The 15,823-nt window shown below is 60.0% G+C and carries 11 protein-coding genes; 5 read left to right on the forward strand and 6 right to left on the reverse strand.

From position 1 onward, the window contains the following. Positions 1-22 precede the first annotated feature (22 nt). A complete protein-coding gene (locus tag F8N66_RS12835; RefSeq protein WP_150770525.1) occupies positions 23-2,653 on the forward strand; it encodes an MGH1-like glycoside hydrolase domain-containing protein in 2,631 nt (876 codons plus the stop codon). 127 nt (positions 2,654-2,780) lie between these two features. Here the strand turns inward: F8N66_RS12835 and F8N66_RS12840 are convergent, their stop codons facing one another. The 3 genes from F8N66_RS12840 to F8N66_RS12850 all read right to left on the reverse strand — a co-directional run bounded on the left by F8N66_RS12840 (position 2,781) and on the right by F8N66_RS12850 (position 6,022). Beyond that, the gene (locus F8N66_RS12840) at positions 2,781-4,625 is read right to left on the reverse strand and encodes an amidohydrolase (protein WP_150770917.1); all 1,845 of its coding nucleotides are present in this window, start codon (positions 4,623-4,625) and stop codon (positions 2,781-2,783) included. 293 nt (positions 4,626-4,918) lie between these two features. After that, positions 4,919-5,233, reverse strand: coding sequence for an SCP2 sterol-binding domain-containing protein (locus F8N66_RS12845; RefSeq protein ID WP_008154977.1), 315 nt, complete (start codon positions 5,231-5,233; stop codon positions 4,919-4,921). Between the two features lie 78 nt (positions 5,234-5,311). Continuing rightward, on the reverse strand, positions 5,312-6,022 hold the full coding sequence (locus tag F8N66_RS12850) for a histidine phosphatase family protein (protein WP_150770526.1): 711 nt from the start codon (positions 6,020-6,022) through the stop codon (positions 5,312-5,314). Positions 6,023-6,223: 201 nt separating this feature from the next. Here F8N66_RS12850 and sohB point away from each other — a divergent pair, with 201 nt between their 5' ends. From sohB to F8N66_RS12865, 3 genes are all read left to right on the forward strand, one after another. After that, positions 6,224-7,246, forward strand: a complete 1,023-nt coding sequence (gene sohB / locus F8N66_RS12855; RefSeq protein ID WP_150770527.1) for a protease SohB — start codon at positions 6,224-6,226, stop codon at positions 7,244-7,246. 187 nt (positions 7,247-7,433) lie between these two features. Next, positions 7,434-11,375, forward strand: coding sequence for a leucine-rich repeat domain-containing protein (locus F8N66_RS12860; RefSeq protein ID WP_150770528.1), 3,942 nt, complete (start codon positions 7,434-7,436; stop codon positions 11,373-11,375). A 119-nt stretch (positions 11,376-11,494) separates the two neighbouring features. Continuing rightward, positions 11,495-11,803 carry a hypothetical protein gene (locus F8N66_RS12865; protein ID WP_150770529.1) on the forward strand — a complete coding sequence of 103 codons (309 nt, stop codon included), beginning with the start codon at positions 11,495-11,497 and terminating at the stop codon, positions 11,801-11,803. A 59-nt stretch (positions 11,804-11,862) separates the two neighbouring features. Here F8N66_RS12865 and F8N66_RS12870 read toward each other — a convergent pair whose 3' ends face one another. Further along, positions 11,863-12,357 (reverse strand): DUF934 domain-containing protein, encoded by a 495-nt coding sequence (locus F8N66_RS12870; RefSeq protein ID WP_150770530.1) that lies wholly within the window; start codon positions 12,355-12,357, stop codon positions 11,863-11,865. Then, on the reverse strand, positions 12,341-13,999 hold the full coding sequence (locus F8N66_RS12875; RefSeq protein WP_150770531.1) for a nitrite/sulfite reductase: 1,659 nt from the start codon (positions 13,997-13,999) through the stop codon (positions 12,341-12,343). The genes F8N66_RS12870 and F8N66_RS12875 overlap by 17 nt, the downstream gene beginning before the upstream one ends. 522 nt (positions 14,000-14,521) lie before the next feature. Here F8N66_RS12875 and F8N66_RS12880 point away from each other — a divergent pair. Beyond that, positions 14,522-15,607 carry an ABC transporter substrate-binding protein gene (locus F8N66_RS12880; protein ID WP_150770532.1) on the forward strand — a complete coding sequence of 362 codons (1,086 nt, stop codon included), beginning with the start codon at positions 14,522-14,524 and terminating at the stop codon, positions 15,605-15,607. Here F8N66_RS12880 and F8N66_RS12885 read toward each other — a convergent pair. Next, positions 15,604-15,822: a DUF2970 domain-containing protein gene (locus F8N66_RS12885; RefSeq protein ID WP_110963271.1), complete on the reverse strand. Its 219-nt coding sequence runs from the start codon at positions 15,820-15,822 to the stop codon at positions 15,604-15,606. The two genes, F8N66_RS12880 and F8N66_RS12885, sit on opposite strands and share 4 nt — an antisense overlap. Position 15,823 lies beyond the last annotated feature (1 nt).

Below are 15,823 nucleotides of genomic sequence, written 5' to 3' on the forward strand. Positions count from 1 at the left end.
TCTCTCGCCCGACGGACTCACCATGACAGCCAAGGTCGCTGCGAACATCCAAGCCACTGTCGAAGGCCAGCGCCTGGCCGGCAGCGAGGCCGATACCTGGCGCGAGTGGGGGCCGTACCTGAGCGAACGCCAGTGGGGCACGGTGCGCGAGGACTACAGCGCCGATGGCGATGCCTGGTGCTATTTTCCCCATGACCATGCCCGCAGTCGGGCCTATCGCTGGGGCGAGGACGGGCTGGCGGGGTTTTCCGACAAGGCTCAGCACTGGTGCCTGGGATTGGCGCTGTGGAACGAGCGCGACCCGATTCTCAAGGAGCGCCTGTTCGGCCTGAACAACACCGAAGGCAACCACGGCGAAGACGTCAAGGAACTGTATTTCTATGTCGATGGCGTGCCCAGTCATGCCTACATGCGCATGCTCTACAAATACCCCCAGGCCGAATTTCCCTACGCTGACCTGATCGCCGAAAACGCCCGCCGTGGCCTGGCCGACACCGAGTACGAAATTCTCGACACCGGCGTGTTCGAAGACGACCGCTACTTCGACGTCACGGTGGAGTACGCCAAGCACGCGGCCGATGACATCTTGATGCGCGTCACGGTGCACAACCGCGCCGACCAACCCGCGCGCTTGCACGTACTGCCGCAGCTCTGGGCGCGCAACACCTGGAGTTGGGCGGCCGGCGAGCACAAGCCAAGCCTGACCCTGGCCGGTGATCATGTACTGGCCCGCCACCCGCACCGAGAAGACCGGCAGGCCAGTGCCTGGGGCGAGGACGCCGTTGAGTGGCTGTTCTGCGAAAACCAGAGCAATTTCCCGAAACTCGATGGCGTGGCGGCGGATGGCCCGTTCAAGGACGGCATCAACGATTTCCTGGTCGATGGCATCAATGACGCGATCCGCCGCGACAGCGGAACACGGGTGGCGGCGCATTTCTCGTTGGCATTGGAGGGCGGTGAAAGTCGCAGTGTTTATCTGCGGTTCGCCCCGACAGGCGCGCCCCGGGTCAATGCCAGGGCGCTGTTCGCGCGTCGGCGCGCCGAGGCCGACGGGTTTTACGCGGTGCTGCAACGCGCCATCATCGACCCTGATGCACGCAACGTTCAGCGCCAGGCCCTGGCCGGGCTGCTGTGGTCCAAGCAACTGTATTATTTCGACGTCAACCAGTGGCTCGACGGCGATCCGGCGCAACCTGCGCCGCCACCCGGACGCTCGCGCATTCGCAATACCCATTGGCGGCACCTGTCGAATCTCGACATCGTCTCCATGCCCGACACCTGGGAATACCCCTGGTACGCCTCCTGGGACCTGGGCTTTCAGGCCGTGGCCTTCGCGTTGATCGACCCGGGATTCGCCAAGCATCAGCTGTTGCTGCTGGTCAAGGACCGCTTCATGCACCCCAACGGCCAATTGCCGGCCTATGAATGGCGCTTCGACGACGCCAACCCGCCGGTCCACGCGTGGGCCTGCTGGCGCGTGTATCAGCAGGACAAGCAGTTGAGCGGGTCAGGGGACATGGATTTCCTCGAACGGATATTCCATAAGCTGCTGCTGAATTTTTCCTGGTGGGTGAACCGCAAGGATGCCGAAGGTCGCAACCTGTTCCAGGGCGGCTTCCTCGGTCTGGATAACATCGCGCTGTTTGACCGCTCGGCGGCATTGCCCCCCGGTTTCCAACTCGATCAGGCCGACGGTACGGCGTGGGTCGCCGCCTATGCGCTGGACCTGATGCGCATCGCCCTGGAACTGGCCAAGCGCAACCCCGTGTACGTCGACATCGCGGTGAAGTTCTTCGAGCATTTTCTCTACATCGCCGGGGCGATCAATAAAATCGACTCGGACGCTGAAGGCCTGTGGGACGAGCAGGACCGGTTTTTCTACGACGTGCTGCACCGCCCGGACGGCGTCAACGAGCCGCTGCGGCTGCGCACCATCGTCGGGCTGATGCCGCTGTTCGCCGTTCAGGTGCTGGAGCAGCACGAGCACGAGGGGTTGCCTGGATTACGCGACCGCCTGCTGGGGTTCATGCGCCATCGACCGGATCTGGCCGGCCTGGTCTCGCGCTGGACCGAACCGGGTGAAGGCAACCGGATGCTGCTGGCGCTGTTGCGTGGCGAACGCACCAAGGACTTGCTCAAGCGCATGCTCGACGAGGACGAGTTTCTCTCTGAATTTGGTGTTCGCTCGCTGTCCAGGGCCTTCGCTGACCGACCCTTTGCTGTACAGATCAATGCGGATCGGCTGTGTGCCCGCTACCAGCCCGGCGAATCGGATTCGCGGCTGTATGGCGGCAACTCCAACTGGCGGGGGCCGGTGTGGATGCCCATCAACTACATGCTGATCGAATCCTTGCGCGAGTTTCACCGTTACTACGATCAGAATTTCTCGGTGGAGTACCCCACCGGCTCAGGTTTCCTGGCGTCGCTGGAGGAGGTTGCCGATAGCCTGGCCCAGCGTCTCACCCGGCTGTTCTTGCGCGATGAACAGGGCAATCGGCCCTCGATGGCGGCGTACGCGCCATTGCAGGCCGACCCGGCCAGTCGCGACCTGGTGTTGTTCCATGAGTATTTTCATGGCGAAACCGGGCGTGGCCTGGGGGCCAGTCACCAGACCGGGTGGAGTGCGTTGGTGGCGTTGTTGTTGCAGCCCTGATCTCACCGCCGATCAGATGTGGGAGCGGGCTTGCTCGCGAAGGCGTCGTGCCAGCCGACATTGATGCAGCTGACACACCGTCTTCGCGAGCAAGCCCGCTCCCACTTTTGATCGGCGGGTTCACCCTTCAAAACGCAAAACACGAACAGCCAAACGCCCCCCAGAACCCGCGAAAATCGCTGACTGGCGCATTCGACAATCGTGCTCTGTCATGGCTGTGCGCATGCACCGCACAGGCGCCGACACACTGATGCACCTGCGCCACCAGTGGCACCGCTTTCCAGTGCCCGGGCACCTTGGCCACCGGCGACCACTCCGGCACCACCGGAATCGGCGGTGGCCCGAGCTTCTCGAATTCGGCGCTGCCGTAGACGATCTTGCCATCGACAATCGTCAGCACCGCTTCGATGTCCTTGATGCCGTGGTCCTCGATGTGGAAATAGTCCGCCGACAGCGCAATCAGGTCCGCCAGTTGCCCGACCTTGATCTGGCCTTTCTTGCCTTGTTCGGAAGAGAACCAGGCGCTGCCGTGGGTGAACAGTTCCAGCGCGGTGTCGCGGCTCAAGCCTTGCGGGTACAGCGCCAGCCCACCGACGGTGCGCCCGCTGACCAGCCAGTACAGCGATGTCCAGGGGTTGTAGCTCGACACCCGCGTGGCGTCGGTGCCGGCACCCACGGGCACGCCTTCGGCGAGCATGCGGGCAATCGGCGGTGTGTGCTCGGCCGCCTTGGCGCCGTAGCGATCGACGAAATATTCGCCCTGGAACGCCATGCGGTCCTGAATCGCGATACCGCCACCGAGGGCTTTGACCCGCTCGATATTTTGCGGGGTGATGGTTTCGGCGTGGTCGAAGAACCACGGCAAACCGTTGAACGGGATGTCGCGATTGACCTTCTCGAACACGTCGAGCATGCGGCTGATGGATTCGTTGTAGGTGGCGTGCAGCCGGAACGGCCAGCGTTGTTCCACCAGATGGCGGACCACCGGTTCCAGGTCCTGCTCCATGCCGGCCGGCAGGTCCGGGCGCGGTTCGAGGAAATCTTCGAAGTCGGCGGCGGAGAACACCAGCATTTCCCCGGCGCCGTTGTGCCGCAGGAAGTCATCACCCTGATGCAACTTGACGCTGCCGGTCCAGTTGCGGAAATCCGCCAGTTCTTCCTTGGGTTTCTGGGTGAACAGGTTGTAGGCGATTCGCACCGTGAGTTGTTGATCCCGGGCCAGTTGCTGGATGACCTGATAATCGTCCGGGTAGTTCTGGTAGCCACCGCCGGCATCGATGGCGCTGGTGACCCCCAGGCGATTGAGTTCGCGCATGAACTGGCGGGTCGAGTTGACCTGGTGCTCCAGTGGCAGTTTCGGCCCCTTGGCCAGGGTCGAGTAGAGAATCATTGCGTTGGGCCGGGCGATCAGCAGGCCGGTGGGGTCGCCATTGGCATCGCGCTGGATTTCACCGCCTGGCGGGTTCGGGGTGTCGCGGGTGTAACCCACCACTTTCAACGCGGCACGGTTGAGCAGGGCGCGGTCGTAGAGGTGCAGGACGAACACCGGTGTGTCGGGCGCGGCCTTGTTCAGTTCATCAAGGGTCGGCAGGCGCTTTTCGGCGAACTGGAATTCGTTCCAGCCGCCCACCACCCGCACCCATTGCGGCGTCGGCGTGCGGTCGGCCTGCTCCTTGAGCAGGCGCAGGGCATCGACCAGCGATGGCACGCCTTCCCAGCGCAGTTCGAGGTTGTAATTGAGGCCGCCACGGATCAGGTGCAGGTGTGAGTCGTTGAGACCGGGGATCACCGTGCGCCCGTGCAGGTCAATGATTTGCGTAGCGGGACCTTGCAGGGCCATGGCCTGGGCATCGCTGCCGACCACCACAAAGTGACCGTCCTTGATCGCGACGGCACTGGCCTGGGGTTTTTTGCGGTCGACGGTGTGCAGTCGACCGTTGTACAGGATGAGGTCGGCGGGTACTTCCGGCATGGTTTTACTCCCTGCGAAAAGCGGACTGACCCAGGCGCCGACTGCGCCGGCGGTAAGGCCTTGCAGTACGTGACGGCGGTTGAAACCGTTGTGATCGTCAGGTGGGCTCATGCCAGTGGTCTCCACAACTTGAGTCGGGGACAAACAGCCGATGGCTGACGCATGCGGCCTGAAGGAATATAGACGGCAAATCCGGGGCGAGGCGTTTTCCGCCGCCGAAAACGACAAATCCCGCCACAAGGGGCGGGATTCGCGTACAGCCAGAGTGCCCCCCGAAGCAGGGAGCCGCTGTCTTAGGCCGGGAACAGCTCGGACAGTTTCATGGCCAGCATCATGTCGCCTTCGGCGCGCAGTTTGCCGCCCATGAAGGCTTGCATGCCGTCGGTTTCGCCGCTGACGATGCCTTCCAGGGTTTCGCCGTCCATCACCAGGGTCACCTGGGCGTCCGGGTTCTCGCCTTCTTGCAGCTCGCAGGTGCTGTCCTTGACGATCAGGGAGAAGTTCTTGGTGTCGTCGATGCGGAAACCGAAGACCAGGTCCAGACCGGCAGCGGCGGCTGGGTTGAACTTGGCTTTCATTGCTTGTACGGCATCAGCTACGGAGGTCATGGTTCGATCCTTTCTTGGTTAATAAGCGCAGGGTAATAAGAGCTGGGTGGTTACAGCCAGGGTCACAATAGTCCGGACTCAGCGAAACGTGATGAGTTCCGGGGCTTTCAACAGTTGCAGGTGCGCATGACTGTTGAAAGAAGCCAGGGCCACCTCGCGACCCCGAAACTTCAGGTGGTTGAGCGAGGTGTTGACGATTTGCCAGTTCAGTTCAAAGGCCTGTCGGGCCGGCATTTGCGTAATGAGATGGAGCAGGGCGGTGATGGTGCCACCTGAGGTAAACACCGCGATTTTCTGGGTGTTGTCGGCCTGTTCGAGAATCCTGTATAGCCCGGCGCGAACCCGTTCGACAAAGCCCAGCCAGCTTTCCAGCTCAGGGGGGTCGTAGGTGCCGGCGAGCCAGCGTTCGATGATCAGGGCGAAGATGCGCTGGAACTCGGCGCGGTTCTGCGCGGCGTTGCGCAGGATGTTCAGCGCTTCAGGCTCGTCCGGCAACATGGCCGGGAGCAGCGCGCGGATCACCGCGTCAGCGTCGAATTCATTGAAGGCGGCGTCGGTTTCCAGAAGCGGTACCGGCAAGCCCACCGCGGCGAACTGTTCGAGCGCGCTGGTGGCGGTGTGTTGTTGGCGGCGCAGGTCGCCCGACAGGCAGCGATCGAAGCTGATACCGAGGTCGGCCAGGTGCTGGCCGAGGATGTGTGCCTGGCGAATGCCGATGGGCGACAGGACGTCGTAGTCGTCTGCACCAAAGGAGGCCTGGCCATGTCGAATCAAATAGATGCTGCCCACGTCCGCGTCATCCCGGTACGTTGAAGGTTTGGCGAGGTTATGAGGATGGCAGTGAGCTGTCAATGAAAAAACATACGCTTGTTTGAAATGCCTGTTCCAGGCCTGCTGCCTGAGGTTTCACGGCTGGTCGCAAGGACGGCGCATGGGTATGCTGGAGGTATCCCGCGCGTATTCATGCCGCGCATCGCTTGAGGAGTCCCTGTGGAGTTTTTGTCCGAGTACGCCGTTTTTCTGGCCAAGACCGTGACCCTGGTGATCGCCATTCTGGTGGTCCTGGCCAGTTTTGCGGCCTTGCGCAGCAAAGGTCGACGCAAGTCGGCCGGCCAGTTGCAGGTCAGCAAGCTCAATGATTTCTACAAGGGGCTGCGCGAGCGCCTGGAGCAAACCTTGCTCGACAAGGACCAGCTCAAGGCCTTGCGCAAGTCCCAGGCCAAATCCGACAAGCAGCAGAAGAAAAAGCCCGAAGCCAAACCCCGGGTGTTCGTGCTGGATTTCAATGGCGACATCAAGGCCTCGGCCACCGAAAGCCTGCGTCACGAAATCACCGCCTTGCTGACCCTGGCCACGCCCAAGGATGAAGTGGTGCTGCGCCTGGAAAGTGGCGGCGGCATGGTGCACAGCTATGGCCTGGCGTCTTCGCAACTGGCGCGCATCCGTGACGCCGGCGTGCCGTTGACCGTGTGCATCGACAAGGTCGCCGCCAGCGGCGGCTACATGATGGCGTGCATCGGCGAGAAGATCATCAGCGCACCGTTCGCAATCCTCGGCTCGATTGGCGTGGTAGCGCAGTTGCCCAACGTCAATCGCCTGTTGAAGAAACACGACATCGACTTTGAAGTGCTGACGGCCGGCGAATACAAACGCACCCTGACGGTGTTTGGCGAAAACACCGAGAAAGGCCGGGAGAAGTTCCAGGAAGACCTGGACATCACTCACCAGTTGTTCAAGAACTTCGTCTCCCGTTATCGCCCGCAACTGGCCATCGACGACGTAGCCACCGGCGAAATCTGGCTGGGTGTCGCCGCGCTGGACAAGCAACTGGTGGACGAGCTCAAGACCAGCGATGAATACCTGGCCGATCGCGCCAAACAGTCCGAGCTTTATCACCTGCACTACGCCGAACGCAAAAGCCTGCAGGAACGCATCGGCATGGCGGCCAGCGGTTCAGTCGATCGTGTTTTGTTGAGCTGGTGGAGCCGGTTGACTCAACAACGCTTCTGGTAACGTTCAACGCGTCATCGTCATGACCCATGAAAACCGTGGACCGCCTCCACGGTTTTTTTTGTCTTCGGGATTGCCGGTTTTCGTTCGCAATCAGCGAACTTTCGCAACCGTGCTGTCGATCGCTCCCACTGTGCAGAACGGTCGCATTGGTTAGGGTGATGTTCCCCAATCTGCAACGGAATGCACCATGAACACATCGACAGACACGACCTCGGATCCCGCCCCTGCATTACCCATGCGCAACGAGCTGAAAGCAGCCGTGGACACCGCGCTCCCGCAAACGCCCGGCCAGTTTGGCGAACGCCTGATCAAGGACAAATGGGGCCCAGGCATCGATCCGCAGACAGCCTTGCTGGTAACACTCGATTACGACTACATGGGCCACCCGGCACAGGACGGCATCCATCAAGGCCAGGTGGGCAGTTCGCGCACGCTGGTGCAAGCGCTGCTCTCCAACTACCAGACCGTCGGCGACGGGCGTTTCGGTGAAACCGCCTTCGGTCTGTACACGCCTCCGGATATCGGCCCCGCCGTGCGTATTGTCGAAAAAGTCGACGAATTCGCCGGACACGACAGCGGCAATCACCGGACGTACGAAGGCATTTATCGCCGGACGACACCGCAGGCGTATGGACCCCAGACCCAGATCAAACTGAGGCCGGCCGATTTCAAGGAATGGGTTTGGAAACTGGATTTCAAGTATTCGTATGAACAGTATCTGGAGCGGGCCTGGCCGTCGGACGAGAGCCTGCTGGCCTCCAGACCCTACGCGTTGAGGACGTCGGTCAAGGCTGCATTTGTCATGACGGCCTGGCTGCAATACCACGAAAACTGCCTGTCGAAAAAAGGCCTGGAACTGGCCATGGAGGCAGCGGGGTTGCCGCACGGGCAAACGTGGGAAAGGCTGACGATCGATCAACTGCAAGCGCCGACGCGCCTTCCGGCAAGTGTCGAGGCGGGACGTTTAAAGCTGTATCGATACACCGCGCTTGATATCTGGTGCTACCGGGACCGGTCCAGTGGCCGCGTGCTGCTGTACATCCCAGGCAACTCCTCACCGCTGCATGAGTTCGCCGACAGAAGCCAGCTGCGTCAATGGATCGTCGAAGAGGGCAAGGTCAGCGAAACGAAGCAGGCGCTGGCGGCGCACTTCGCCGATGACGATCGCGAGGACGGCACCTTCCATGCCGGGGTGCTCACGGCGCTCGATGGCATGGCGATTTTTCCGCTCCAGCATCATTTGACCAAAGAGTCGGGCTTCTTCAATGACGACGGTTACTGGGACCCGGCCGACTACATCGGCGTCGAGCTTGCTTCCTCCAACACGGACCCCTTTGCGCAACTTGTGTTGACGATGAAGCAGGCGGCAGTCGCCAGTGTCCAGACCATCCGCGATGCTGCTCAGGTCAACCGCGACAATTTGAGTGCTGTTGTCGAGCCTATTGTCCAGTGGGTCAACCAGTTTGGTCCGCTGGCGCTGTTCGTGCCGGGAGGCGAGGGGCTGTTAGTCCTGGCGGGACTGATCGATGCCGGGTATGGCCTGGATCAGGCTGTTGACGGCAAGACGGCCAGCCAACGCTCCCAGGGTGTGACTCGAACCGTGTTCGGGTTGCTCAACGCGCTGCCGTTGGCGACGGGCGTTGCTTCGCTCAGCAAGGAAGGGGCGGAGTTGGGCACGTTGACCCATGTGGAACGCGAAGGCAACGGATCCAGCGGACCGATACACGAAACAGCCCCTGCCCAACCGCCCCGGCAACCGGAATTGCCGTTGCCGACGCGTACGGAGCTTTTGCGTGGAGTCGGTGCGCCAGCCGGCACCTTCACCGATGACGTGTTGGCACAGATTGGCAGGGTCAGCGCCGTGGACGATGACATGCTGCGGCTGATGCAGGCGGGGCGTTCACCGACGCCGCAGCTGGCCGATACCATCGATCGCTTCAGAATCGATCAGGAAGTGACAGCGCTGGGCGACCCGTCATCCGCGCAGGCTGAATTCAACCGTCGATATCAGGCGCTGCAGCAGTCGGAAAACCCATGGGTCCAGCTGTTTCAACAGACATACCCCGATCTGCCCAAGGCTGCCGTTGAGCAAATGCTGGATCGCTACGGTATCGATTTCAAGGCGTCCCCCGACCCTGTCCTGGCCAGGACGCTGTTCAAACAACTGGACAGCAAGGCACGCCAATACCAGCAGCATGTCCGTCTAAACCGTGCCTATGAAGGACTCTATCTGCGGTCAGTCACCAGTGCCGAATCGGACACGCTGGCCTTGCACTCTCTGAACAATCTGCCCGGATGGCCCAGGGGGCTGCGAATAGAAGTGCGCGACGGTTCCATTGGCGGCCGGATACTGGATCGCAGCGGGCCGCTGGATGCGCTTGATTACCGGACCCTGATCAAGTCGGATGCGGGTTATCTGACCCATGCCTCTTCAGCCCAGGCCACTGGTTTTACCGAGGCTGTCGCTGCGGTTCTGTCCAAGGAGGAACGGTCGGCGTTGGGGCTGATATCAACTGACCCGGGGACGGAGTTGAGGCTGGAAATCAGCCATCGGCCGTTGTCCCGATCAGAGTTGGTGCTTGGTCTGGGCAGAATGGACTCAGGGTTGTCCTTCGAGGCGCAGGGATTGAGAGGAGGCTTTTATCCGGATCCTCCTCCAGCGGGGGCCTTGATGCACAGGGTGATGAGTTTGCAACTCAGGGAGATCTATCCGGATTTTACCGATACAGAGGTCGAAGAAACACTACAACGGCTGGGAAATGAGGCCCAGACCCATATCGACGGCCTCAAACAGCAACTGCAGCAATTGCATACGGACCTGGACACCTGGATTGATCAAGTCGCGGACGACGTCGAGGATATGGACGTCGACTTCCTGCAAGAGGGGGATCCTGAGGCAGAGGGCATGTCGCACATGCAAATCCAGCACGAAAACATAAGACGGGTGCAGGAGGTGATGAGGTATGAAAGCGAAACTCGCGGTGAGCTGGCGGATGAATTGATTGCGATTTGGCAAAAACAGCCTCCGCAGGTCGATAGCCACTACACGGGTAGTCATGTTGATGGTTTTACGATGAACATGAGTAATGAAGACTATCACCGACTGCCAGTGCTGAATGTTCGGTTCAATGATGTGGTGGGGCTGAACATGAGTAACTTTCACTTATTCGAGCGGGAGACCCTGAACGGCTTTATCGAACGCTTTCCGCAATTGCGTGTCTTGGACCTGGAAGGCACAGACTTACGATTACCCAATATTGATGGGCAGCTGGAAAGTAAGTTGCCGCCGGTCATTCCTCAGTTGCAGCGCCTCACTTCGTTGAATCTACGTTCCACCCGATTGACCTTCCAGAGGAATACGGCGGCGCTACCCGTTGTGCTGGATGATGTGCATGCATTGGCTGTCCCGGGAAATACGGCGGGCCAGCTGAGTTCGTTGGTCAACTTGCAAACTTTGGATTTGAGCGATAATCCTTTGGTTGTTGCGCCTGTCGTCACCGGAATGAATCAACTGCGGTCACTGAGACTTAACAACACGGGCATCAAGAGTTGCCCCGTAGGGATCATGGATCAGCCCTACCTGACGACCCTGGACTTGAGCGACAACCGGATCAATCGAGTGCCGCAGGCAGTATTGAATCAGGCCATCAGCAGAGACCGAGTCCTGTTGTGGCACAACCCCTTGACCGATGAGGACACCCTGCAGAGGCTGGTCGCCCATCGGGAACAAACAGGTATCAACTTGTGGCTGGATGCACCGGGGTTCGACTATCTAGGACCTGCAAACTGGTTGCGCGGCCTTGAGGAAGGACAGCGCGATGCGCGGATACAACTTTGGCAGCGACTGGGCGTCAAGCAGGGCGGCAGGCGGTTTCTGGGGGCTATGAGTACCTTGACCCTCACGGCGGAATTTCGGGTCAACTATCTGGATCTTCAGGCCCGGGTCTGGCGACTGATGAGTGAAGCCGATGCTTCGCAGGAAGCGTGGACGCAAATATCCCGGGATGTACCGATACCAGGAGGGGCTTTAGATAATCCGATAGCAGTGCTTACAGCTTTGGAAGAGCGGGCCAGGGTTTATAACGACTGGGTCGCGTTGGGGCGGCCGTTTCCGATCGGCCCACTCTGATCGTAGCAGTGCTGTATTGACGATCGGCGTGAAAATATTCTGTGCTGATAAGCAGGTTGAATCGCCGCAAGGATTGCTTAGACTCCCGTTTACCTTAACCGCAGCAAGGAAGTTGCATCATGAGTGAAAGCAAGCACTGGGGCGATCCAATAGAATTCGCCGCATTTGAAAAGTTACTGTCAGAAAAAAGTATGTTTCTGATCGATGAAAGACCAAAAGTGGATGCGTCGGTTGTTTATCGCTGCAGGAAATGTAATCAGGTCGAAAAGACCTATGTCAAACGCCATCAGGCCAATCAGTGGAAGCCCGAATTTAAAGTATTTGTCGAGGGTGACTACTGGGGGAGTTTGAACAAGAAGTTGTTTGATGATATTCCCGCGCTGGCACAGGCATTAAGAGAAAGAGGGCTGACGCAAGTCGGGTTCTGAGTTTTACTCCTCACAAAGAATAAAGCCCTGGCTCCGTATGGAGTCAGGGCTTTATTTTTTCAGCGGCGACGGAACAGCGGCAGCGGTTCGTCGGTGGCGGCCTGATAGGTCACCGAGAAGTCCTTGAGACCTTCCAGGGCTTCGTACGGGTCTTTATCGGCGCGAATGGCAAAAGCGTCGAAACCGCAGCGATGCAGGTAGAACAACTGGTCGCGCAGCACGTCGCCGATCGCCCGCAACTCGCCTTTGAAACCGTAACGGTCACGCAGCAAGCGGGCGTTGGAGTAGTTGCGGCCATCGGTGAACGCCGGGAAGTTCAAGGCGATGACCTGGAAGCTCGCCACGTCTTCACCGATTTCCTCGGCTTCTTCATCGGCATCCAGCCACACGCCCAGGCCGCCATCGCGGGCCAGGAGCATGCGGCTGTGTTCGCGCCACAGCTGCAACGGCACGATGTAGTCGTCGCAGTTGCTGATCTCGTCGATGTTGAAATCCTTGGGCAACAGGTGCCAGGTTTCGTCGACGACTTCGTTGTTCTTAATGATTCGCTGCATAGACGCGTTCCTTGAAGAGGTCGATGCCAATACGCTGATAGGTGTCGATGAAACGCTCGTCTTCGGTACGTTGTTCGATGTACACGTCGATCAGCTTTTCGATCACGTCAGGCATGGCTTCCTGGGCGAAGGACGGGCCGAGGATCTTGCCCAGGCTGGCGTCACGGCTGGCGCTGCCACCGAGGGAAACCTGGTAGAACTCTTCGCCTTTCTTGTCTACCCCGAGAATGCCGATATGGCCGACGTGGTGGTGACCGCAGGCGTTCATGCAACCGGAGATGTTCAGGTCCAGCTCGCCAATGTCGAACAGGTAGTCCAGGTCGTCGAAACGGCGCTGGATCGATTCGGCGATCGGGATCGACTTGGCGTTGGCCAGGGAGCAGAAATCGCCGCCCGGGCAGCAGATGATGTCGGTCAGCAGGCCGATGTTCGGCGTGGCGAAACCTTTCTCGCGCAACTCGCCCCACAGGGTGAACAGCTTGTCCTGCTCGACGTCGGCCAGGATGATGTTCTGCTCGTGGGAGGTGCGCAATTGGCCGAAGCTGTAGCGGTCGGCCAGATCGGCCACCGCGTCCAGCTGCTTGTCGGTGATGTCGCCCGGTGCAACGCCGGTCGGCTTCAGGGACAGGGTCACGGCCACATAACCCGGCTTCTTGTGGGCCAGGGTGTTGCGGGTACGCCAGCGGGCGAAACCTGGGTGTTGCTGGTCGAGCTCGGCCAGTGCGGCGCTCTGGTTGTCCAGGGCCTTGTAGTCCGGGTCGACGAAATGTTTGGCGACGCGATGCACTTCGGCTTCGGTCAGCGTGGTCTGGCCACCGCGCAGGTGCTCCATTTCCGCATCGACTTTTTGCGCGAAGACTTCAGGTGTCAGCGCTTTCACCAGGATCTTGATGCGTGCCTTGTACTTGTTGTCGCGACGGCCATAGCGGTTGTAGACACGCAGGATGGCGTCGAGGTAGCTCAACAGGTCTTGCCACGGCAGGAATTCATTGATGAACGCCCCCACCACCGGTGTACGGCCCAGGCCGCCACCGACCAGCACACGGAAACCCAACTCGCCAGCGGCGTTGTGCACCGGCTCGAGGCCGATGTCGTGGACTTCGATGGCGGCACGGTCGGAGGTCGAACCGTTGACGGCGATCTTGAATTTACGCGGCAGGTAGGCAAATTCCGGGTGGAAAGTGGTCCACTGACGAACGATCTCGCACCATGGGCGCGGGTCGATCAATTCGTCCGCAGCGACACCGGCGAACTGGTCGGTGGTGACGTTGCGCAGGCAGTTGCCGCTGGTCTGGATCGCGTGCATCTGCACCGTGGCCAGTTCCGCCAGGATGTCCGGGATGTCTTCCACCGCCGGCCAGTTGAACTGCACGTTCTGCCGGGTGCTGATGTGGGCATAGCCCTTGTCATAATCACGGGCGATCCTGGCCATCATTCGCATCTGGCGCGAAGTCAGTTGGCCGTAAGGCACCGCGACCCGCAACATCGGCGCGAAGCGTTGGATGTAAAGCCCGTTCTGCAGGCGCAGGGGGCGGAATTCTTCTTCGCTCAGCTCGCCTGCCAGATAGCGTCGGGTCTGATCACGGAACTGCTTGACGCGGTCCTCGATGATCCGCTGATCGTACTCGTCGTATACGTACATATAAGTCCTGTTCTCAGGCTGGGCCGGTCGGAAACAGCGGCGTTTTTTGGCTTGCTGGAATCCGATAATGCCTCGGCAATTCTGCGCGCACGGCCGCGCACTCCCTACGGAGCCGGGGCAAGATACCAGTTTGCAGTTATGCGCAAAAGTGATGTTTGAATATATGCAAAGAACCAAATCGCCTAACGGGAATAGTTGTCAACTAATCCACATTTGTCGTGCGGACAATCATCGTCTTAACTGTGGTCGAGTCTTTCTGCAATCACCGATAAAACCGACAAGAGGCGATGCAATGAGCAACCCAACCAAAGCAAGGAAAGCCGATAGCACCGTCGATGCCTGGGCGATTCTGTTCCTGATCATTCTGGTCGTCGGCACGGCGGTATTCTGGGTCAGTCACCAATAAACGACCCCGTCCGGGCCTCGTTCTGACGATTGTCGGACAAAACCTGTAATAAACGCCGTTTTGCGGGCGTTCGCTGGCTATAATGCGCGGCGAATTTCCGGGGGCTCGGACGACCAATGTTGAAGTTTCTGTGTGGCGCGTTGCTGGCGTTGGCGACGGTCGTAGGACCTTGCGCCCAGGCCGCGTCGGTGCTGTTCCTCAATCCGGGAACCACCAGAGAAGCTTTCTGGGTCAGTTACTCGCAATTCATGCAGGCGGCCGCCAAGGACCTGGGTATGGATTTGCGCATTGAATATTCCGACCGCAATTCCGACATCACCATTAAACAAGCGCGCGAAGCCCTGCAAGGGCCAAAACGGCCCGACTATCTGGTGTTCGTCAACGAGCAATACATCGCGCCCGAGATCCTGCGCCTGGCCCAGGGCAGCGGGGTCAAGCTGTTTATCGTCAACAACGCCCTGACCCCGGACCAGATGCGGCTGCTCGGCAATCGCCCCGACAAATACCCCGATTGGGTGGGCAGCCTGGTGCCCAACGACGAGGAGGGTGGCTACCGGATGCTCAAGGAGCTGGTCCGTTTGCATCCTCCAGTGGCTGCCGGTCAGTACATCGACCTGCTGGCCTTCTCCGGCCTGAAAATCACGCCATCGGCGCAATTACGCGAAAAGGGCCTGCGCCGGGCTTTGGCCGAACACCCCGAAGTGCGCTTGCGTCAGCTGGTGTATGGCGGCTGGACCCGGGAACGGGCCTACGAACAGGCCAAGGTATTGTTCAAGCGTTACCCGCAGACCTCACTGGTCTGGTCGGCCAACGACGAAATGGGCTTTGGCGTGATGCGCGCCTTTGAAGAGTCGGGCGGCAAACCCGGCAAGGATGCGCTGTTCGGCACCATCAACAACTCGCCCGCTGCCTTGCACGCGCTGCTCGACAATCGCTTGAGCGTGTTGCTGGGCGGACACTTCAGCCTGGGGGGCTGGGCCCTGGTCGAGTTGCATGATTACGATGAGGGGGTCGACATCAGCCAGTACGGCGGCCGTGACCGGCAGATTCCGCTGTTGCAGCTGATTGACCGGGCACAGGCCCGGCGATTGCTGGCGATGGGCAGCGCCGAAGATTTCGGGGTGGATTTTCACAAGCTCTCGGCCAAGGGGCGACCGAAGTCCTATCGTTACCCGTTCAGTCTGCAAACCCTGATGCATTAAACCTTTGCCAGGTGCACCACCAGTTGCACGATGCCGTAGAGCGTCAACGCGAACACCGCCGTGAACAGGATGCCCAGGATCACGAAATGACTCGGCTTGCCGTGGGTGAAATCCCGCGCGCGGTTCTTCCCGCTCTGCACACCGAATGCCGCGGCCATGACGCTGTGCAGCATCTGCCAGAAGGTCGGCGGCTTGTTGTCGACTGGATCGTCCATA

Origin of the sequence: Pseudomonas fluorescens (assembly GCF_902498195.1) — a bacterium.
Classification (GTDB): Bacteria; Pseudomonadota; Gammaproteobacteria; order Pseudomonadales; family Pseudomonadaceae; genus Aquipseudomonas; species Aquipseudomonas fluorescens_BU.

Coding starts and splice junctions, on each gene's coding strand:
- F8N66_RS12845 (WP_008154977.1), bottom strand. CDS start 5,233: ATGACCTCCGTAGCTGATGCCGTACAAGCAATGAAAGCCAAGTTCAAC.
- F8N66_RS12885 (WP_110963271.1), bottom strand. CDS start 15,822: ATGGACGATCCAGTCGACAACAAGCCGCCGACCTTCTGGCAGATGCTG.
- F8N66_RS12860 (WP_150770528.1), top strand. CDS start 7,434: ATGAACACATCGACAGACACGACCTCGGATCCCGCCCCTGCATTACCC.
- F8N66_RS12875 (WP_150770531.1), bottom strand. CDS start 13,999: ATGTACGTATACGACGAGTACGATCAGCGGATCATCGAGGACCGCGTC.
- F8N66_RS12880 (WP_150770532.1), top strand. CDS start 14,522: ATGTTGAAGTTTCTGTGTGGCGCGTTGCTGGCGTTGGCGACGGTCGTA.
- F8N66_RS12840 (WP_150770917.1), bottom strand. CDS start 4,625: ATGCCGGAAGTACCCGCCGACCTCATCCTGTACAACGGTCGACTGCAC.
- F8N66_RS12865 (WP_150770529.1), top strand. CDS start 11,495: ATGAGTGAAAGCAAGCACTGGGGCGATCCAATAGAATTCGCCGCATTT.
- F8N66_RS12835 (WP_150770525.1), top strand. CDS start 23: ATGACAGCCAAGGTCGCTGCGAACATCCAAGCCACTGTCGAAGGCCAG.
- F8N66_RS12870 (WP_150770530.1), bottom strand. CDS start 12,357: ATGCAGCGAATCATTAAGAACAACGAAGTCGTCGACGAAACCTGGCAC.